At 71.4% G+C, this 19,921-nt stretch carries 15 protein-coding genes; 6 read left to right on the top strand and 9 right to left on the bottom strand.

All coding sequences use genetic code 11. The features are described from left to right. Window positions 1-28 precede the first annotated feature (28 nt). A complete protein-coding gene (locus LPW41_RS05890; protein WP_154096001.1) occupies window positions 29-1,087 on the top strand; it encodes an NADH:flavin oxidoreductase/NADH oxidase in 1,059 nt (352 codons plus the stop codon). Window positions 1,088-1,161: 74 nt separating this feature from the next. On the opposite strand, the gene LPW41_RS05885 is transcribed toward LPW41_RS05890, so the two are convergent. Continuing rightward, window positions 1,162-2,217, bottom strand: coding sequence for a hemolysin family protein (locus LPW41_RS05885; protein ID WP_144828739.1), 1,056 nt, complete (start codon window positions 2,215-2,217; stop codon window positions 1,162-1,164). Further along, the gene (locus LPW41_RS05880) at window positions 2,217-3,557 is read right to left on the bottom strand and encodes a hemolysin family protein (RefSeq protein ID WP_144828742.1); all 1,341 of its coding nucleotides are present in this window, start codon (window positions 3,555-3,557) and stop codon (window positions 2,217-2,219) included. The genes LPW41_RS05885 and LPW41_RS05880 overlap by 1 nt, the downstream gene beginning before the upstream one ends. 156 nt (window positions 3,558-3,713) lie before the next feature. Here LPW41_RS05880 and LPW41_RS05875 point away from each other — a divergent pair, with 156 nt between their 5' ends. Continuing rightward, the gene (locus LPW41_RS05875) at window positions 3,714-4,748 is read left to right on the top strand and encodes a glycoside hydrolase family 76 protein (protein ID WP_154096002.1); all 1,035 of its coding nucleotides are present in this window, start codon (window positions 3,714-3,716) and stop codon (window positions 4,746-4,748) included. On the opposite strand, the gene LPW41_RS05870 is transcribed toward LPW41_RS05875, so the two are convergent. Further along, window positions 4,738-6,198 carry a GuaB1 family IMP dehydrogenase-related protein gene (locus tag LPW41_RS05870; protein WP_230704333.1) on the bottom strand — a complete coding sequence of 487 codons (1,461 nt, stop codon included), beginning with the start codon at window positions 6,196-6,198 and terminating at the stop codon, window positions 4,738-4,740. The genes LPW41_RS05875 and LPW41_RS05870 overlap by 11 nt on opposite strands. Window positions 6,199-6,346: 148 nt before the next feature. Here LPW41_RS05870 and LPW41_RS05865 point away from each other — a divergent pair, with 148 nt between their 5' ends. Beyond that, on the top strand, window positions 6,347-10,039 hold the full coding sequence (locus LPW41_RS05865) for a multifunctional oxoglutarate decarboxylase/oxoglutarate dehydrogenase thiamine pyrophosphate-binding subunit/dihydrolipoyllysine-residue succinyltransferase subunit (RefSeq protein ID WP_144828747.1): 3,693 nt from the start codon (window positions 6,347-6,349) through the stop codon (window positions 10,037-10,039). A gap of 228 nt (window positions 10,040-10,267) precedes the next feature. Here LPW41_RS05865 and LPW41_RS05860 read toward each other — a convergent pair whose 3' ends face one another. The 5 genes from LPW41_RS05860 to LPW41_RS05840 form a co-directional block, all read right to left on the bottom strand. Then, window positions 10,268-11,572: an esterase family protein gene (locus tag LPW41_RS05860; RefSeq protein ID WP_154096005.1), complete on the bottom strand. Its 1,305-nt coding sequence runs from the start codon at window positions 11,570-11,572 to the stop codon at window positions 10,268-10,270. Next, window positions 11,569-14,079 carry a bifunctional lysylphosphatidylglycerol flippase/synthetase MprF gene (locus LPW41_RS05855; protein ID WP_154096006.1) on the bottom strand — a complete coding sequence of 837 codons (2,511 nt, stop codon included), beginning with the start codon at window positions 14,077-14,079 and terminating at the stop codon, window positions 11,569-11,571. The genes LPW41_RS05860 and LPW41_RS05855 overlap by 4 nt, the downstream gene beginning before the upstream one ends. Window positions 14,080-14,163: 84 nt before the next feature. Further along, window positions 14,164-15,462: a GNAT family N-acetyltransferase gene (locus LPW41_RS05850; RefSeq protein WP_230704332.1), complete on the bottom strand. Its 1,299-nt coding sequence runs from the start codon at window positions 15,460-15,462 to the stop codon at window positions 14,164-14,166. A 57-nt stretch (window positions 15,463-15,519) separates the two neighbouring features. After that, window positions 15,520-15,762: a zf-HC2 domain-containing protein gene (locus LPW41_RS05845; RefSeq protein WP_144828759.1), complete on the bottom strand. Its 243-nt coding sequence runs from the start codon at window positions 15,760-15,762 to the stop codon at window positions 15,520-15,522. Next, complete coding sequence (locus LPW41_RS05840; RefSeq protein ID WP_144831768.1) at window positions 15,759-16,361, bottom strand: sigma-70 family RNA polymerase sigma factor; 603 nt, start codon at window positions 16,359-16,361, stop codon at window positions 15,759-15,761. The genes LPW41_RS05845 and LPW41_RS05840 overlap by 4 nt, the downstream gene beginning before the upstream one ends. A 112-nt stretch (window positions 16,362-16,473) precedes the next feature. Here LPW41_RS05840 and aroA point away from each other — a divergent pair, with 112 nt between their 5' ends. The 3 genes from aroA to bcp are packed head-to-tail and all read left to right on the top strand — an operon-like array spanning window position 16,474 to window position 19,349. Then, window positions 16,474-17,817 carry a 3-phosphoshikimate 1-carboxyvinyltransferase gene (gene aroA / locus LPW41_RS05835; protein WP_144828762.1) on the top strand — a complete coding sequence of 448 codons (1,344 nt, stop codon included), beginning with the start codon at window positions 16,474-16,476 and terminating at the stop codon, window positions 17,815-17,817. A gap of 3 nt (window positions 17,818-17,820) precedes the next feature. Then, window positions 17,821-18,879: a ribosome small subunit-dependent GTPase A gene (gene rsgA / locus LPW41_RS05830; RefSeq protein ID WP_144828765.1), complete on the top strand. Its 1,059-nt coding sequence runs from the start codon at window positions 17,821-17,823 to the stop codon at window positions 18,877-18,879. Continuing rightward, window positions 18,876-19,349, top strand: a complete 474-nt coding sequence (bcp, locus tag LPW41_RS05825) for a thioredoxin-dependent thiol peroxidase (RefSeq protein ID WP_154096009.1) — start codon at window positions 18,876-18,878, stop codon at window positions 19,347-19,349. The genes rsgA and bcp overlap by 4 nt, the downstream gene beginning before the upstream one ends. A gap of 55 nt (window positions 19,350-19,404) precedes the next feature. On the opposite strand, the gene LPW41_RS05820 is transcribed toward bcp, so the two are convergent. Further along, window positions 19,405-19,794, bottom strand: a complete 390-nt coding sequence (locus LPW41_RS05820) for a histidine kinase (RefSeq protein ID WP_230704331.1) — start codon at window positions 19,792-19,794, stop codon at window positions 19,405-19,407. Window positions 19,795-19,921 lie beyond the last annotated feature (127 nt).

The raw sequence follows: 19,921 nt of genomic DNA, 5'->3' as shown, positions 1-19,921 counted from the left end.
GCGTCACCCTAGAACGCGGAGGTTCCCCATGAGCGCCCTCTTCACTCCTCTCACGATCCGCGGTATCGAACTGCGCAACCGCCTGTGGGTCTCGCCCATGTGCCAGTACAGCGCCGTCGACGGAATGCCGAACGACTGGCACCACGTGCACCTCGCGCAGTTCGCTGCCGGCGGGGCCGGCCTCGTCATCGCCGAGGCGACGGCGGTGTCGCCCGAGGGCCGCATCTCGCCCGACGACACGGGCCTGTGGACCGACGCGCAGGCCGACGCCTGGTCGTCGATCGTGGCGGCCATCCGCGCGCGCGGCGCCGTGGCCGGGGTGCAGCTGGGCCACGCGGGCCGCAAGGCTTCGACCACCTCTCCCCTCACGGGCGGGCGCGGCACCGTGTCCATCGACGACGGCGGCTGGAGCACCGTCGCCCCCTCGGCGATCGCCTACGACGCGTTCGCCGAGCCGGTCGCCCTCGACGCGCGCGGCATCGAGAAGGTCGTCGACGACTTCGCCGATGCGGCCCGTCGCGCCGTTGCCGCGGGCTTCGAGGTGCTCGAGGTGCACGCCGCCCACGGCTACCTGCTGCACCAGTTCCTCTCGCCCCTGACCAACCACCGCGACGACGAGTGGGGCGGCTCGTTCGAGAACCGCGTGCGACTGCTCGTGCGCGTGACCGAGGCCGTGCGTGCCGCCGCCCCCGACGCGGCGGTGTTCGTGCGCTTCTCGGCCACCGACGCGGCCGAGGGCGGGTGGAGCGTCGACGACACCGTCGCGGCCTCACGTCTCGTCGCCGACGCGGGCGCCGACCTGGTGGACGTCTCCAGCGGCGGACTCGTGCCCCACCAGCACATCGTCCCCGGGCCCGGCTACCAGGTCGACTACGCCGAGACCGTCCGCCGCGAGACGGGCCTGCTCGTCGCCGCGGTCGGCATGATCGACGACCCGACCTTCGGCGAGCAGATCCTCGCCGACGGCCGCGCCGACGCGATCCTCTCGGCCCGCGAGTGGCTGCGCGACCCGCACTACGCGCTGCGCGCCGCGGCGGCCCTGGGGGCACCGAACCCCGCCCCCGCGCAGTACCTCCGCGCGTACTGAGGCCGGCCCCTCACACGAAGACACCGGATGCCGCGAGCCCCAGGGGCCGCGGCATCCGGTGTCTCGAACCGGGGTCAGACGAAGCGGCGACGCTCCGTGGCGTCCTGCACCTCGCCGACGAGCTCTTCGATGACGTCCTCGAGGAAGAGCACGGCCCGCACGTCACCCTCGTCGTCGCGCACCTGGGCGAGGTGGCGACCCGAGCGACGCATGAGCGCGAGCGCGTCTTCGAGATCGGTCGTCTCGAGCACCGACACCATGTGATGCACGCGCTTGTTCGGGATGGGGCGCGCCATGTCGGCATCCGCCCCCTCCGCCGCGCGCAGCACGTCCTTCAGGTGCACGTACCCCGTGGGGTTGCCGGCGCCGTCGACGATCACGTAGCGCGAGTAGCCGTGCTGCGCGACCGCGCGCTCGATCTCGGCGGGCGTGGTCGTCTCGGGAAGGGTCACGAGCTCGGCCATCGGCACCGCGATGTCGGCGGCCTTCTTCTCGGTGAACTCCACCACCGCGGTGACCGTGCCCGACGCGTCGTCGAGCACGCCCTCGCGACGCGACTGCGTCACGATCGTCGCGACCTCATCGAGCGTGTAGGTCGAGGCGGCCTCGTCCTTCGGCTCGACGCGGAACAGGCGCAGCACGTGGTTGGCCGTCCAGTTCAGCGCGACGATGATCGGGTGGAACGCCTTCGACACCGCCACCAGCGGCGGGGCGAGCATGAGCACCGCACGATCGGGCAGCGAGAACGCGAGGTTCTTCGGCACCATCTCGCCGAACACCACGTGCAGGTACGACACCAGCAGCAGTGCGACGACGAATCCGATGACGCCGACGGCGGCCTCCGGCAGACCCGTGAGCCCGAGGGGCCCCTCGAGCAGGTGGTGGATCGCCGGTTCCGAGACGTTCAGGATCAGCAGCGAGCAGATCGTGATGCCGAGCTGGCAGGTCGCCAGCATCATCGTCGCGTGCTCCATGGCGTACAGCGCGGTCTTGGCGGCACGCGATCCCCGGTCGGCGTGCGGCTCGATCTGCGAGCGGCGTGCCGAGATGACCGCGAACTCCGCGGCGACGAAGAACGCGTTGAAGGCGAGCAGCACCACGAGCCACGCGATTCCGGCCCAGTCGTTCATCACTGGTCCCCTCCCTTCGCGGCACGCACGAGGTCGTCGACGTCCTGCTCGTGGGGGGTGGGCGTGAACTGCACGCGGTCGACGCGGCGACCGTCCATGCGCTGCACGGCGAGCACCCCGTCGTCGAGGTCGACGGTGTCGCCGACGGCGGGGATGCGCTCGAGCGCGGCCATGATGAATCCTCCGACGGTGTCGTAGACCTCGCCCTCGGGCACGCGCACGCCGGCGCGGTCGAGGGCCTCATCGGGTCGCAGGTCGCCCGGGAAGGTGACGGATGCCGCGGAGTGCACGACACCCGCGCGCGAGCGGTCGTGCTCGTCGAGCACCTCGCCCACGATCTCCTCGACCAGGTCTTCGAGCGTCACGACGCCGGCGGTTCCGCCGTACTCGTCGACGACGATCGCCATCTGGTAGCCGCGCGAGCGCAGCTCCGACACGAGGGTGTCGAGGTGCACCGTCTCGGGCACGCGCAGCGGCTCGGTCGACAGCGCCGCCACGGGCACGTCGCCGCGACGCTCGCGGGGCACGCCGATCGCGGCCTTGAGGTGCACGACGCCGATGATGTCGTCCATCGACTCGCCGTACACGGGGAAGCGGCTGTGGCCGGTGCGACGGGCGAGCTGCACCACGTCGTCGGCGGGGTCGCCCGCGGCGAGCGCGTGCACGCTCGGGCGCGGGGTCATGACGTCGGCCGCGCTGAGGCGGGCGAAGGTGAGGCTGCGGTCGAGGAGCGAGGCGGTGTCCTTCTCGAGCATGCCGGCGCTCGCCGAGCGCTTGACGAGGCTCGACAGTTCTTCGGCCGAGCGGGCGCCCGAGAGCTCCTCCTTCGGCTCGACGCCCATCGCGCGCAGCACGCCGTTGGCGCTGCCGTTGAGCACGAGGATCGCGGGCTTGAACACCGCGGTGAAGGCCACCTGGAAGGGCAGCACGAGCTTGCCGGTCTGGCGCGGGATGGCCAGGGCGAAGTTCTTGGGCACGAGCTCGCCGAGGATCATCGACAGCACCGTGGCGAAGCCGACGCCGATGATCGCCGCGAGGGGGATGAGGACCGTCTCGGGCACGCCCCACCCCTGGAACAGCGGGCGCAGCAGGTTCGAGATCGCCGGCTCCATCGTGTAACCGGTGAGCAGCGTCGTCAGCGTGATGCCCAACTGCGCGCTCGACAGGTGCGTCGAGGTGATGCGCAGCGCATCGATCGTGAGCGACAGGCGGGTCTCGCCCGCGGCGCGACGGGATTCGAGGTCGGCGCGGTCGAGGTTGACGAGCGCGAACTCGCTCGCGACGAACAGACCGGTACCCACGGTGAGCAGAAGCCCCACGCCCAGCATGACGTAATCCATCAGGCATCACCCCCGCTCGAGCGTGCGGCGGAAGAGGGTCTGTGGGGCCTGGGTCTACAACTGGGAGGGTCGTCCATCGTGACGTCGATTCTATTGCAGCCCGGGGCCTGCGGCATCCGTCTCGAGCAGGTCTTTCGCAGCGGGGAGGATGGGCGGATGGATGCCGACACCCCGGCGCAGCACCGCGCCGCCGCCGCGGAAAGAGCGGTGCTCGATCGCTACCTCCACCGCTACGGCCCCGTCGCCTGGGCGCACGCCTCGGTCGCCGACGCCCGCACCGCCCGGACGTGGCACTACTGGTGGCACGCCCATCTGATCCACGTGCTCGCCGACGCCGAGCGCAACCGCCCCGATCCGCGCCGCCGCCGGCTCCTGCGACGACTGGGCCGCGGCGTGACCCTGCGCACCATCGGGCGCTGGACCACGCCGTTCTACGACGACATCGCCTGGATGGGTCTCGGACTGTTCTCCAGCCGCGCCAACCCCCGCGCGTTCCGCAAGATCGCCGGCGTTCTGCACGAGGCGATCGACCCGAACGTCGGCGCCCTGCCGTGGAGCGTCGGCAGCGCGCTGTACAACGCCCCCGCGAACGCGCCCGGGGCGATGGTGCTCGCCCTCACCGGCCACCGGGCCGAGGCGGAGCGACTCGCCGACTGGATGGCATCCATCCTCGACGACGAGGCCACCGGTCTCGTGCGCGACGGCATCGAGCACGACGCGGTGCGCCCCGACCTGTGGACCTACAACCAGGGCGCCACGATCGCCCTCGAGCTGCTGCTGGGCGAGTCGGCGATCGACGAGACCGACGCCGCCTGGAGGCACGTGCGCCGGGCGCGCGAGCTCGTGCTCGCGGTCGAGCGCTGGTGCGCCGACGACGACGGCCTCTTCCCCGCGGCCGGAGGCGGCGACGGAGGCCTGTTCGGCGGCATCCTGGCCCGCTACCTCGCCGATGCGGCCGTGGAGCTGTCCGAGAGCGAAGACGCCGAGGGCGACGCCGCCGCACGCGCGGCCCGCCGCCTGGTCGAGCGCAATGCCGACGCCCTGTGGGAGGGCCGGCGCGAGGGGCTGTTCCCGGCCGACCCGCGCCGTGCGGCCACCGCCGACGGCGACGACCTCGACCTCTCGGTGCAGATGGGCGCCTGGATCACGCTCGAGGCCGCGGCGAGCCTCGACCGCATGCTCACCAGCTGACGGGGAGCGCCTTTCCCTCTTCGTACCCGGCGGCCGACTGCAGGCCGACCCGTGCGCGCTCGTGGAACTCGGCGACGGTGGCCGCCCCGGCGTAGGTGAACGACGAGCGCACGCCCGAGGTGATCATGTCGAGCAGGTCTTCGAGACCCGGGCGCTGGGGGTCGAGGTAGATCCGCGACGACGAGATCCCCTCGGCGAACAGCTCCTTGCGCGCCCGCTCGAAGGGGTCGAGCGCTCCGAAGCGCCCCTGCACCGCCTTCGTGGAGGCCATGCCCCACGACTCCTTGTAGAGCCGCCCGGCGTCGTCGGTGCGCAGGCGCCCCGGCGCCTCGATGGTGCCCGCGAACCACGAGCCGATCATGACGGATGCCGCGCCAGCGGCCAGCGCGAGAGCCACGTCGCGCGGGTAGCGCACCCCGCCGTCGGCCCAGACGTGCGCCCCGACCGCCCGCGCGGCCTCGGCCGTCTCGAGTACGGCCGAGAACTGGGGGCGCCCGACGGCCGTCATCATGCGGGTCGTGCACATCGCGCCCGGACCGACGCCGACCTTGAGGATCGTCGCGCCCGCGTCGGTGAGGTCGCGCACGCCGACGGCGGTGACGATGTTGCCGGCGGCGATCGGGATGCCGAGATCCAGCGCCGCCACCTCGCGCAGGGCCCGCAGCATCTGGGCCTGGTGGCCGTGCGCGGTGTCGACCACCAGCACGTCGACCCCGGCCCCGGCGAGGGCGCGGGCCTTGGTCGCCACGTCGCCGTTGACGCCCACCGCGGCGGCCACGATCAGGCGGCCGTCGGCGTCGACTGCGGGGCGGTAGACCGAGTCGCGCAGCGCGCTGCGCGCCGAGAGCGTGCCGACGACGCGATCGCCGTCGACCACGGCGACGATGTCGGCGCCCGCCGACTCCACGAGGGAGAAGACCGCGCGCGGGTCGCCCACGCGCTCGACCTCGACGACGGGGGCGTCGCTGCGGGCGATGTCGCCGAGCAGGGCGTCGGGAAGGGCCGTCGCCAGGCGCTGCGCCGAGACGATCCCCCGGAACCCGGCGAGGTCGATGACCCCTCCCTCGCGCTGGTCGGCGACGATCACGCCGCGGCCGGGCACGGGAGGCAGGGCGAGGCGCGCGTCGGCGACGGTGGCCGACGGCGGGAAGACCAGCGGGGCGTCCCACGCCACCGGCTGCGCCTTGACGTGGGCGATGGCCTCGACCAGGCGCGGCAGCGGCATGTCCTGCGGCAACACGCCGAGTCCGCCGCGACGCGCGAGGGTCGCGGCCAGTCGCGTGCCGGTCACCGAGTTCATGTTCGACGACACCAGGGGAATGGTCGCTCCGCTGCCGTCGGCGGGGGCGAGGTCCACGTCGAGGCGGCTGCGCACCTCGGAAGGACGGGGGACGAGGAAGACGTCCGAGTAGGTCAGGTCGACATCGGGCTGGGCGCCGGAGAACTCCATGGCATCCACCCCATCACACCATTCGAAAGTAAAGGCCCCGTAAAGCCCCCGGATGCCCGCAGAAACCTCGGCTAGGCTGGAAGACGCGTTTGACGGCGACGTCGGCGCATCCACAGGAATCTTCATTGAGGAAAGCAGGCGATCGACTGTGTCGAGCCAGGTGACGGGCGTCGGTACTTCGAGCGAGGGCGAGTTCGGCGCGAACGAGTGGCTCGTAGACGAACTCTACGAACAGTTCAAAGTCGACAAGCACTCCGTAGACAAGGCCTGGTGGCCGATCCTGGAGGCGTACCACCCGGTCGTCGACGGGTCTTCCGCCGCCGCTCCCCCGCCCTCCGCGCCTCAGGCGCAGTCGGGGTCCGAGCCCAAGCCGGTGACGGCCCCCATCCCCGTGGTCGGTCAGGCGCCCGTCGCCCGCACCACGGCGAAGCCCGCGAAGCCGCAGCCCATCCCGGCGCAGGCGCCCAGCACGGTGCCCTCGGCCGCCGGCCAGAGCACCGAAGAAGACCGCGTGACGGTCCTCAAGGGCATGCCGAAGGCCCTCGCGTCCAACATGGACGACTCGCTGACGGTTCCCACCGCGACCAGCGTGCGCACCATCCCGGCGAAGCTGATGATCGACAACCGCATCGTCATCAACAACCACATGTCGCGGACGCGCGGCGGCAAGGTCAGCTTCACCCACCTCATCGGGTGGGCGCTCATCCAGGCGCTCAAGGAGTTCCCGAGCCAGAACGTCTACTACGCCGAGATCGACGGCAAGCCCTCGGTCGTGGCACCCGCGCACGTCAACCTGGGCATCGCGATCGACATGCCCAAGCCCGACGGCTCGCGCGCCCTGCTGGTCCCCAGCATCAAGCGCGCCGACACGCTCAGCTTCGGCGAGTTCCTCGCCTCGTACGAAGACCTCGTGCGTCGCGCCCGCACCAACAAGCTCACCCCCGCCGACTTCCAGGGCACCACGGTGTCGCTGACCAACCCCGGCGGCATCGGCACCGTGCACTCGGTCCCCCGCCTCATGCGCGGCCAGGGCGCGATCATCGGCGCCGGCGCGCTCGACTACCCCGCCGAGTTCATGGGCGCGAGCACCAAGACGCTTAACGAGCTCGCGATCGGCAAGACGATCACGCTCACCAGCACCTACGACCACCGCGTCATCCAAGGTGCCGGCTCGGGCGAGTTCCTCAAGAAGGTGCACGAGCTCCTCATCGGCGAGCGCGGCTTCTACGACGACATCTTCGCCGCGCTGCGCATCCCCTACGCCCCCATCCACTGGGCGGCCGACGTCAGCGTCGACATCTCCGAGCGCATCGACAAGAGCGCGCGCGTGCAGGAGCTCATCAACTCCTACCGCGTGCGCGGTCACCTCATGGCCGACATCGACCCGCTCGAGTACGTCCAGCGCACGCACCCCGACCTCGAGATCGAGTCGCACGGGCTGACGTTCTGGGACCTCGACCGCGAGTTCGTCACCAACGGTCTCGGCGGCAAGCGCGTGGCCAAGCTGCGCGACATCCTCGGCGTGCTGCGCGACTCGTACTGCCGCACGATGGGCGTGGAGTACATGCACATCCAGGACCCGGCCCAGCGCCAGTGGTTCCAGAGCAACATCGAGGTCAAGTACACCAAGCCGGGCCACGACGAGCAGCTGCGCATCCTGTCGAAGCTGAACCAGGCCGAGGCGTTCGAGACGTTCCTGCAGACCAAGTACGTCGGCCAGAAGCGCTTCAGCCTCGAGGGCGGCGAGTCGCTCATCCCGCTACTCGACCAGATCCTCCAGGGCGCGGCGGCCACCGGCCTCGACGGAGCCGCGATCGGCATGGCCCACCGCGGCCGCCTCAACGTGCTCACCAACATCGCGGGCAAGACCTACGGTCACGTGTTCCGCGAGTTCGAGGGCGCCGTCGCGATCGGCAGCAAGCGCGGCTCGGGCGACGTGAAGTACCACCTCGGCACCGAGGGCACCTTCGTCGGCGACGAGGGACACGAGCTCCCGGTCTACCTGGCGGCCAACCCCTCGCACCTCGAGACCGTCGACGGCGTGCTCGAGGGCATCGTCCGCGCCAAGCAGGACCGCAAGCCCATCGGCACGTTCTCGTGGCTGCCCATCCTCGTGCACGGCGACGCCGCGTTCGCGGGTCAGGGCGTCGTGGTCGAGACGCTGCAGATGTCGCAGCTGCGCGGCTACCGCACCGGCGGCACGATCCACGTGGTCGTCAACAACCAGGTCGGCTTCACCACCACGCCCACCGACGCCCGCACCTCGGTGTACGCCACCGATGTCGCCAAGACGATCCAGGCGCCGATCCTGCACGTGAACGGCGACGACCCCGAGGCCGTCGTGCGCGCGGCCGAGCTCGCGTTCATGTACCGCGAGGAGTTCCACCGCGACATCGTCATCGACCTCGTCTGCTACCGCCGCCGTGGTCACAACGAGGGCGACGACCCCTCGATGACCCAGCCGCTGATGACCAACCTCATCGAGGCCAAGCGTTCGGTCCGCCGTCTGTACACCGAGTCGCTCGTCGGCCGCGGTGACATCACCGAAGACGAGTACGAGCAGGCGAAGCAGGACTTCCAGCGCCGACTCGAGGTGGCCTTCGCCGACACGCACGAGGCCGAGACGGGCACCAACCCGGTCGTCACCACCGACGCGGCCGACGAGCCCGCGGTGGGCGCTCCCGAGACCACCGGCGTCTCGCGCGAGGTCGTCCAGCACATCGGCGACGCCTTCGTGAACAAGCCCGACGGCTTCACGGTGCACACCAAGCTGCAGCAGCTGCTCGACAAGCGTCACGACATGAGCCGCAACGGCAACATCGACTGGGCCTTCGGCGAGCTCCTCGCCTTCGGCTCGGTGCTGATGGAGGGCACGCCCGTACGCCTGGCCGGTCAGGACTCGCGCCGCGGCACCTTCGTGCAGCGTCACTCGGTGCTGCACGACCGCGACAACGGCCAGGAATGGCTGCCGCTGGCGAACCTCAGCGAGAACCAGGGCCGCTTCTGGGTCTACGACTCGCTGCTCAGCGAGTACGCCGCGATGGCGTTCGAGTACGGCTACTCGGTCGAGCGCTCCGACGCCCTCGTGCTGTGGGAAGCCCAGTTCGGCGACTTCGCCAACGGCGCGCAGTCGGTCATCGACGAGTTCATCTCGTCGGCCGACCAGAAGTGGGCGCAGCAGTCGAGCGTCGTGCTGCTGCTCCCCCACGGCTACGAAGGACAGGGACCCGACCACTCGTCGGCACGCATCGAGCGTTACCTGCAGATGTGCGCGCAGGACAACATGATCGTGGCGCGCCCCTCGACCCCCGCGTCGTACTTCCACCTGCTGCGTCGTCAGGCGTACCAGCGCCCCCGTCGTCCGCTCGTGGTCTTCACGCCGAAGGCGATGCTGCGTCTGCGCGGAGCGACCAGCCCCGTCGATGACTTCCTCGAGGGTCGGTTCGAGCCGGTGCTCGACGACGATCGCGGCCTCGACCGCGGCGCCGTGAAGCGCGTGCTTCTGCACGCCGGCAAGATCCACTGGGATCTGCGCGCCGAGCTCGAGAAGAACCCGAACCCCGAGATCGCCCTGGTGCGGGTCGAGCAGTACTACCCCGCCCCGATCGACGAGCTCAAGAAGGTGCTCGCGCAGTACCCGAACGCCGAGCTGGCGTGGGTGCAGGACGAGCCCGAGAACCAGGGCGCGTGGCCGTTCATCGCCCTCGAGGTCGCCGACCAGCTCGACGGCCGCCCGGTGCGTCGCATCTCGCGTGCCGCCGCCGCCTCGACGGCGACCGGTTCGCCCAAGGTGCACGCGAACGAGCACGCCGCGATCATGAGCGAAGCGCTCGCGCGCTGATCTCGCGAACGAAGGGGCCCTGCCGACCGGCGGGGCCCCTTCGTCGTTCCCGGATGCCGCGGTGCCGAGGTCGTGAGACGTCACCTGTCATGCCGCGGAGGCGTCGCAGAATCCGCGTGACGTCGAGGAATCGCACCCTCCGCACCGAGAAGTCCGGATCCGGCGCTGATCTGCGGATCCGCTGAACGGCGGCGACCTTCCCGCGGGCGGAGCCCTCCCGCGCAGGACTCAGGACGCCGGAGGTGCCGCGAGACCGAGCGCAGGCGCGAGCGCCGGGATGGCCCACGCGAGGCCCTTGTCGAGCGCCTCACCGGTATGGCCGGCGCCGTCGACGACGTAGGTCAGCACCGTGAAGCCCGCGGCCCGCGCGGCCTCGGAGTTCGCCTGCTGCCCCGGACCGAACGTGGTGTCCGCGCCACCCCACGTGAACACCGCCGTGTGACCGGTGTAGGTCCCCGCGGGGGCTGCGGCCATGATGACCGAGGGCTTCGAGGCCTGGAAGGCGTTCGCATCGCCCTTGTACACGTCGGTCGTCGTCTGGGAAGGGTGCTCCGACCCGGGGAACTCGTTGCCCGAGACGTCGAGCACCTGCCCCCAGATGTCGGGGTACTTCGCCCCGTAGTACGCGGCGCAGGCACCACCGTTCGAGAAGCCGCCGATGGTCCAGTAGCGGTGGTCCTGCACGATGTTGAGGTTGCTCGCCGCCCACTGCGGGACCATCTTGTTGATGTAGGTCTCCACCGCGCCGTAGGTCGCCGAGTCGGCGCACGCCGGGTCTTTCTCGGGGGCGCTCAATTGGTCGACGACGACCGCGATCGGTGCGAGGCCGCCGTGCTGGGCGGCGAACGCGTCGAGGGCCTTCGCCAGGGCCGAGGGGTCGGGGCTGCCCGGCTGCCCCATCATGAAGACGAGAAGCGGGAGCGCCGGCGGGTTGGCGACACGGGCGGCGGGCGGGAGGTACAGCGAGGCGTCACGCGCCGCGAACTGCCCCGTCGGGATCTTGGTCGAGCCGGTCAGCGCGCTCACCGAGCTCATCGTGGGCATGTCGGCCGGAGGCTGCCACCGCTCGTACAGGGTCGCCGGATCGCCCGCGGCGTCGTCACGCGGCGGCAACGAGGCCGGATCGAGCGCCTGCACACCGAGGATCGCGGCGATGTTGTGGGTCACGCCGTATGCCGCGTTGACGCCGAGCGCTCCCGCGAGCAGCGAGGCGATCACCGTCACGATCCCGATGATGCGCCGCGCCCACGGGCGGCGGCAGATGCCGACGACGCCCACCGCGGCTGCTCCGACCGCGACGGCCGCCCTCGACGCAGCGCCGACCGGCAGCGGCCCTTCGAACACGCCCATCGACTCGAGCACGTGCGCTGCGATGTACATCGCCACGGCCGCTCCGAGGCCGATCGCGCCCGTCGCGACGAGGCGACGCGGGGCCCACAGCACGATCGCGACGACACCGAGACCCGTCAGGATGGCGCAGACGGCGAGCAACGGACTGTCGATGAGCTCGAACGACAGCACGAACCTGTTCATCGACGCCCCTCCCATGCGGTGCGGGCGAGGGCGACCATCTCCCGGCGCGACGCGTCGGGCAGGTACGCGCGCCCGACGGCGGCGCCGATCGCGGGGAGCTCGAGGGGATCGCGGTAGGCCAGCGCGAGGGGGCGGTAACGGGGCCGGAACTTGCCCTTGAAGCGGAAGAGCGACGCGAAGCCGTACGCCGGCTCGAGCACTTCGGCCAGCCATCGCAGCAGCGCGCGCAGCGGGGCGGGGTCGTCGTCGGCCTCCTCGTCGGGGTCGTCGGCCAGGGGGGCGCCCGACAGGCTCAGCACGACGGCGCCCTCCTGCTGCAGCTCGAGGGCGGCCTTGGCGATGAGGAACTCCATCATGCCGTTCTGGCCATCGGTGCGACGCCGCATGAAGTCGAGGGTCCACCCGGTGATCACCCCGTCGGTCCAGCTCGGCATCCAGCTGGTGACGGCCTCGATGCGGTCATCGGGTCCGACGGCGAGCAGCAGCCGGACGTCGCGATCGCGCAGCTCGTCGAGGGAGCCGAGCGTGAAACCCATCTCGGGCAGCGCGCGGTCGGCCACCCATTCCTCGTCGATCGCCACCACCTGCGAGGCCTGCGCGACGCTGAGCTCGTTCCAGCGCGACCAGACCGCGGTGTAGCCCTCGCGCTCGGCGCGGGTGAGGGGCTGGCGCACCTTCTGCCAGGTCTTGCCCGCGAAGGTCAGGCCGGGGAGGTCCATCACCGTCTCGACGCCCACCGGCACGTGGCGCCAGCCGAGCGCGGCGAGGTCGTCGAGCGTGTCGGAGTGGATGCTGTAGAACGCCGGCGTCCAGTCATGCTCGACGCAGTAGTCGGTGAAGGCGCGCAGAGCCTCGGGCCGCCGCCCCTCGGGCGCGAGGGGGTCTGCGACGGCGAGGGCCACGTCGCCGACGAGGCGGTACGCCACGGCGCACTCGCGGTCGTCGGAGTACCAGTGGCGGTTGCCCTCCCACGTGCCGAGGAACCCGAGGGTGTCGCTGCCGCGGCGCAGCAGCTCGCGGTAGTGGGCCTCGTCGCCCGCATCGGGGCGCCGAGCGCGGCGGTACAGCCACAGGATCGCCGCGACCACGATCGCCCAGAACAGCACGCCGATCCACTGGTAGGCGAAGAGAGCAGGGCCCCCGTGCGGGAAGGCTCCGCCGCCGCCCGGATGCGCGAACGCCGGCGGAAGGAAGCGGCGCAGCGTCAGTCCGAGCAGGTCGAGCACCGAGACCTCGCGGTCGAAGGCGCGTCGCCCCACGGCTTCGACCACGAACAGGGTCGATGCGCACACGATAAAGGCGACCACGAGCGCCACGGCGACGGTGCGGGCGGCACGACGGGTCGCGCGCACCGGGAAGCGCGCACGGGCGACGTACAGTGCCGCGGCGAGCACGAGAGGGAGCACGATCGACGCCAACGCCCAGAGCACGTACTCGGCGCCGCTGCCGTCGACCCACGGGTCGATGCGCAGCCGGCCGTCGAGGAGCGAGACGATCGGGAGCACGGCGGATGCCAGAAGCACCACGGTCGCCAGCACCCAGGCCGAGCGGCGCCCCTGTCGCAGGCCCCACGCGGCCACCAGCAGCAGCACGAGGGGCACGATCGCCAGGAGGGCGGGACCGGCCCCGCGGGTCATCAGCAGGGCGATCTGTTCGTCGCAGACCGAGGAGGCGACGCTCCCGCACTGCGAGAGGATCTCGTCGTCGTACTGGGTGTACGCCTCGACGACGAGCGAGAGCGGACCGCGACCCCCGCCGCTGACCAGTGCCACGATCGGACCGCTGCCCACCACGGCGACGAGCAGTGCCAGGAGCGTGCGCGTCTCACGGGTCGAGCTGCGGTGCCACGACCGGCGCTCGCGCCCGCGGGCCAGGACCGCCCCGACGAGCAGGCCGATGACGGCGGCGCTGAGGCGGTACCAGGAGTCGGCATCGCCGGCGTAAAGGGCGAACATGCCCAGCAGCGCGAAGCCGATCAGGCGCACGCGGCGGCGCCAGAGGGTGGGGGCGAAAGCCGTGCCGGCCATGACGGCGCCCGCGAGGGGAGTGGTCGGGTCGAGCACCGGCACCTCGGCGGCCACCACGGGGCGCAGGTCGGTCAGCGTCCACGCGGCCGCGTGCAGGCCGATGCCGACGAGGAGTCCGCTGAAGCCGATCACGAACAGCAGCACCGCGGTGCGGCGTGATCCGAGCAGGCGTTCGGCGTACGCCAGAACGGTGAGGGCCAGCAGCACCGACGACACGGCGTCGATGGTCGAGTCGGGCACGACGAGAGCCGTGAGCAGGGTCCACCACCGGCCGCTGCCGAACGTCGCGAGGGGTCCGGCACCCCAGACCAGGGCGTCCTCATTCCACAGCGATCCCGTCGCGGCGGCGGCGGCGATCACGAGCACCGCGGCGCACACGGCGACGGGATTGGCGCGCACGTATCGGCGCAGAGCGGAACTCACCGCACCCAGGCGCGTCGGAGGTCGCTCCTCGAGCGGGGGCGCAGCGGTTTCGGACATCGGCGGCATCGTATTGCTGTTTCCTATGAGGGCCCAGATCAGATGACCATCATGCGCCGATAGCCCCTGCGCCCGCGACGCGGGTCAGTACCAGATGTCGAGGTGCGGCGTGACGGCAGCGGCGAACGCGCGATCGAGCGCCGCGCACTCGTTCATCCCCGCTTTCACCAGGCCGGCGGCCGCGAGCTCGGTGGCGCGGACGCCGCCGAGCAGCAGGGAGCCGAGCGCCCCCACGGTCATCTCCACGGCGGCGGCAGCGTCGGTCGGCATGACCGCGGCCTCTCCGTCGTCGCCGATCGTCACGCGCCACGTGCCGTCGGCGAGTCCGAGCGGGTCGTCGACGCGCAGCACGAGATCGAGGGGCGCGGCGTACGCGCGCGCGGCGAGCGCGGCCGGAACGTCGAGCACGCGCAGCCAGTGGTGGTCGGTCAGGGTCGCGGTGACGGCCCGGCGGTCGTCGACCATCCACTGCACGGGCGGCACCGGCTGCTGCAGCCACGCCTTCACCCGACCGACGAGGTCGTGCTCGATCGCGAAACGCCAGAGTGCGGCGTAGGCGTCGGCGTCGGCGGCGAAGAGCGTGCGCACCTCGAGATCGTGCGCCGAGAAGTCGTCGCGCTCGTCGATCGTGTAGACGAGGACGCCGGTCTCGACGCCGTCGGCGTCGCGGTAGACCACCGCGCGCACGCGCTCGGCCGCCTTGTCGCCGGGGGCCAGACCGGCCAGACCGCGCCAGCGGCCGTCCCAGCCGGGCACTGCTCCGGGCTGGCGCACCCGCACCCGCTCGTGCACGGCGTGCAGGCGCTCGACGAGTGAATCCTTCGGGACGAAGTCGAGACGCCCCGGAGCCTGCGGCCCCGTCCAGCGCGCGCGCCGCGTGTCGACGACGACGTCGGACGCCCACGCCGCGGGCGAGAAGCCCCACCGGCCGTAGATCGTCGCCTCGGTCACCGTGAGGCCCGCGAGGGCGAACCCGGCGGCCTTGGCCGTGCGCAGCTCTCCGCCGATCATGGCGCGCGCGATCCCGCGCCGTCGATGCGTCGGGGCGACGGTGACCGCGCTGATGGCCCACAGATCGATCGTGCGACCGGGAGACGCCGTCAGCGCGGTCGCCCACGAGTCGATCGTTCCGACGGGCATGGCGGGGACGGCCCCCGCGCGATCGAAGACGCCCGTCAGTCGGCGGGTGCGCAGCGTGAGCCGCGAGTTGTCGACCTCGGCATCCGTCGACTCCCCACCGAGGAACCCGCGGCCGACCGCCTGCAGGAACGGACGGAAGTCGTCGCCATCGGCGTCGACCCGCCGGTACTCGAGGCCCGCGGCGGCGAGGTCGTCGCCGGAGGTCTGGTCGAGGGGCAGCGTCAGAGTGTCGAGGGATGCCATGCCCCCAGCCTAGGGACACCCTCCGACATCGCCGAGCGACCGGCGACCGGGGCCGGCTCAGTGCGTGGCTTGGATGGCGCGCAGGCGCGAGAGCACCTGGTCGCGCAACTCGTCGGGCGCCGTCTCTTTGCACGCCCGCGCCACCACATCGGTCAGCGTGCGCGCCACGAGGGCTTCGTCCTGGCATCCGGGGCAGTTCTCGAGGTGCTCCCGGATGTCCTTCGCCTCGGTCTTGCAGACCTCGTTGCGCAGGTACTCCTCGAGGTCACGTCGCGCCTTGTCGCAGCCGCAGTCGCTCATTTCTTCTCTCCCGTCGCGGCCGTGATGCCGCGCTCCTTGGCGTAGTCCGACAGCAGGTCGCGCAGCAGCCGCCGGCCGCGGTGCAGACGGCTCATGACCGTACCGATCGGAGTTTTCATGATGTCGGCGATCTCCTGGTAGGCGAAGCCCTCGACGTCGGCGAGGTACACCGCCATCCGGAAATCCTCGGGGATCGACTGCAGGGCGTCTTTGACGACGGATGCCGGCATGTGGTCGATCGCTTCGGCCTCGGCCGAACGGGCGCTGCTCGCGGTGGTCGACTCGGCTCCGCCGAGCTGCCAGTCCTCGAGGTCGTCGATCGCGCTCTGGTAAGGCTCGCGCTGCTTCTTGCGATACGTGTTGATGTACGTGTTCGTCAGGATGCGGTACAGCCACGCCTTGAGGTTCGTGCCCTGCGTGAACGTCGCCCACGAACCGAAGGCCTTGACGAAGGTCTCCTGCACCAGATCGGCGGCGTCGGCGGGGTTGCGCGTCATGCGCATGGCCGCGGCGTAGAGCTGATCCATGAAGGGCAGGGCCTGCTCTTCGAACTGTGCGCGGGGCTCCGCCTGCGGGCCGGCGTCTGCGGTGTCGTTCATCGCGCGCCAGTCTACGTCGGGCGCGTCGACGACCACCGGGACGGCTGTCGCCGTGCGGTCGAGCTCGAGAAGTGCGGTCACGTGTCGTCCCCTTTCAGTAGGCTAGGAACTGATGACTCCCCTCGGGTATTCCCCTTCCGCAGACACTCCCCGTGGCGAATGGGACGCGCCCGTCGCACGGGGTGCGGTCGAGGCCACCGTCACCGTGCCCGGGTCGAAGTCGCTGACCAATCGCGAGCTCGTGCTCGCGGCCATCGCCGACGGGCCCGGCACGCTGCACGCGCCGCTGCACTCCGACGACTCGGCGCGCATGATCGACTCCCTGCGCGCGCTCGGCGTCGGCATCGACGAGGTCGAGACCGACTCGCCCTTCGGCCCCGATCTGCTCGTGACTCCCCCGTCGTCGTTCGCCGGCGACAGCACGGTCGACTGCGGGCAGGCCGGCACGGTCATGCGCTTCGTCGCCCCGCTGGCGGGATTCGCCCGCGGCGACGTGCACGTCACGGCCCACGAGAGCGCTCTGCACCGCCCCATGGGTGCGATGATCCGCGCCCTGCGCGATGTGGGCGTCGACATCGACGACGGCGGCCACTGGTCGCTCCCCTTCTCGGTGCGCGGGCACGGTCACGTGCGCGGCGGAGAGGTCGAGATCGACGCGAGCCAGTCAAGTCAGTTCGTCTCGGGCCTGCTGCTGGCCGCCCCCCGCTTCGACGTCGGTCTGCACCTGCGCCACGTCGGCTCGCGCCTGCCGAGCGTTCCCCACATCGACATGACCGTCGAGGCCCTCGCCCACCGCGCGGTGCACGTCGAGCGCCCCGCGCCGGGCGAGTGGATCGTGCCGGCGGGGCCGGTGCGCGCGAAAGACGTCGCGATCGAGCCCGACCTCTCCAACGCAGCCCCCTTCCTGGCCGCCGCGATGGTCACGGGCGGCTCGGTCACGGTCACGGGGTGGCCTCTGCACAGCACCCAGCCGGGAGCTCTGCTGGTCGACATCCTCGCCGAGATGGGCGCTCGCGTGAGCCGCCGCGGCGGGGCGCTGACCGTGGCGGGCGGCGAAGACGGCATCGTCGGCGTCGAGCTCGACCTGTCGGCGGCCGGCGAACTGGCCCCCACGCTCTTCGGGCTCGCGGCCTTCGCCGACGGCCCCACCACGCTGCACGGCATCGGCCACATCCGCGGCCACGAGACCGACCGCATCGCCGCCCTCGTCGGCAACCTGCGCTCGCTCGGCGGAGAGGCGCACGAGCTCGACGACGGCATCCGCATCGTCCCCCGCCCGCTGCGCGGTGGAGAGTGGAAGGCGCACCACGACCACCGCCTGGCCACGACGGGCGCGCTGATCGGCCTGCGCGTGCCGGGCGTGCGCATCGACGACATCGGCACCACGGCCAAGACGCTCCCTCAGTTCGCCGCCCTGTGGCAGGCCATGCTGGGCGCGGATGCGGCGGGCGACTGAGTGATGAGCTGGCTCGACGACGATGACGACGACGACCTGGAGTTCGACGAGTCGTCGATCCGGGTCCGCCCGAATCCCAAGGCCAACCGACCACGCACGAAGCGTCGTCCCGCCCACGCCGATGCGCAGATCGCGCGGGTGCTCGGCGTCGACCGCGGCCGCTACACCGTGCTCGTCGACGAAGACGGCCCCGACGAGCGGCGCGTGCTCGCGACGCGCGCCCGCGAGCTGCGCAAGCAGCCGATCGTCAACGGCGACCGCGCCAAGGTCGTGGGCGACCTCTCCGGCGACGAGGGGACGCTGGGCCGCATCATCGGCCTCGAGGAGCGCACCTCGCTCCTGCGCCGGAGCGCCGACGACACCGATCAGGTCGAGCGGGTCATCGTCGCCAACGCCGACCAGATGCTCGTCGTGGTGGCCGCGGCCGACCCCGAGCCGCGTGCGCGACTGGTCGACCGGTACCTCGTCGCGGCCCTCGACGCCGGCATCCGCCCTTTGCTCGTCGTGACCAAGACCGACCTCGCCGACCCGACCGAGTTCCTCGCGCACTTCGTCGGCATCGACCTGCGCGTGTTCACCAGTGCACAGGGAGAGATGCCGCTCGACGAGATCGGCGAGGCCCTCGCTGGGCACTCCACGGTGTTCGTCGGGCACTCGGGTGTCGGCAAGTCGACGCTGGTGAACGCCCTCACGGGCTCCGAACGCGCGATCGGTCACGTCAACACCGTCACCGGTCGCGGGCGCCACACCTCGTCGTCGGCCGTCTCGCTGCGCTATCGCGGACCAGCCGGCAGCGGCTGGGTCATCGACACCCCGGGCGTGCGCTCGTTCGGCCTCGGCCACGTCGATCCCGCGCACGTGCTCGGCGCCTTCACCGACCTGGCCGCGGTGGCCGAGGAATGCCCCCGCGGCTGCACGCACCTGCCCGACGCCCCCGACTGCGCGATCATCGAGGCCGTCGAGTCCGGCCGACTCGGACCCGGGGCCGCCGCGCGACTCGACTCGCTGCAGCGCCTGCTGACGACGTTCCAGGGCATCGAGCGTTCTAGGCTGGAGGGGTGACGAACCTCGAACCCGGCTCCGCCGCGCCCGACTTCACCCTGATGGACCAAGACGAGCACCCCGTATCGCTCAGCGACTTCCGCGGGCGCCGCGTCATCGTGTACTTCTACCCCGCGGCGCAGACGCCCGGGTGCACGACGCAGGCTTGCGACTTCCGCGACAGCCTCGCCTCGCTGCAGGGCGCCGGCTACACGGTGCTCGGCGTCTCGCGCGACACCCCCGAGAAGTTGCGCGCCTTCCGCGACAGCGACGGACTCACCTTCCCGCTGCTGAGCGACCCCGACCACGCCGTGCACGAGGTTTACGGCGCGTGGGGCGAGAAGCAGAACTACGGCAAGACCATCACCGGCGTGCTGCGCTCGACCTTCGTCATCGACGAAGAGGGCACCGTCGTCGAGGCCATGGTCAACGTCAAAGCCACCGGGCACGTCGCGCGACTGCGCAAGAAGCTCGGCGTCGACGCGGCCTGAGCCACGGCATCCGGAACCCCGCCCCGCGCCCGCGGTCGGCGGGGTTCTGCCGTTCTCAGGCGTCGGTGTCGGCGTCGCGGCGTCGCGGTACGGCACCACGAACGGCGAGGAAGAGCAGCACGAGGCCGACGATCGCGGGCAGCGCGATGAGAAGAGCCACGAAGGGGGCGGCCCACTCCCCCGTGATCGCACCGATCGCGACCGACAGGATGAGCAGCTGCGTCACGATGCCACCCGAGCGTCCGGCCGACACGTCTCGCGCGGTGGCGACGGCGAATCCGGCAACCGCGACGGCGCCGATCACGGTCAGCACGATGAGCGCGATCGAGCTCACGGCGGAGTCGGTGTCGCCGCCGATGAGGGCGACCGTCTGCCACCCGGCGAGGGCCAGGATGCCGAGGGCTTCGAGACCCAGGAGTGCGGCTGCCGCGAGACGAACGGGCATCGGGAATGGCCTCCTCGACGCGCAGCTCCGCGCCGTTACGTTCCGGAAACCTCGCGGTTACCTCTTGATCAGGCGTAATCGCTATGGGAGCATAGAACAAGCCGTGTGCTCCCACAGCGAAGTGGGG

The sequence above is a fragment of the Microbacterium sp. JC 701 genome, assembly GCF_021026215.1.
GTDB classification, from domain to species: Bacteria; Actinomycetota; Actinomycetes; order Actinomycetales; family Microbacteriaceae; genus Microbacterium; species Microbacterium algihabitans.
This window is presented reverse-complemented; position numbering and strand designations above follow the sequence as displayed.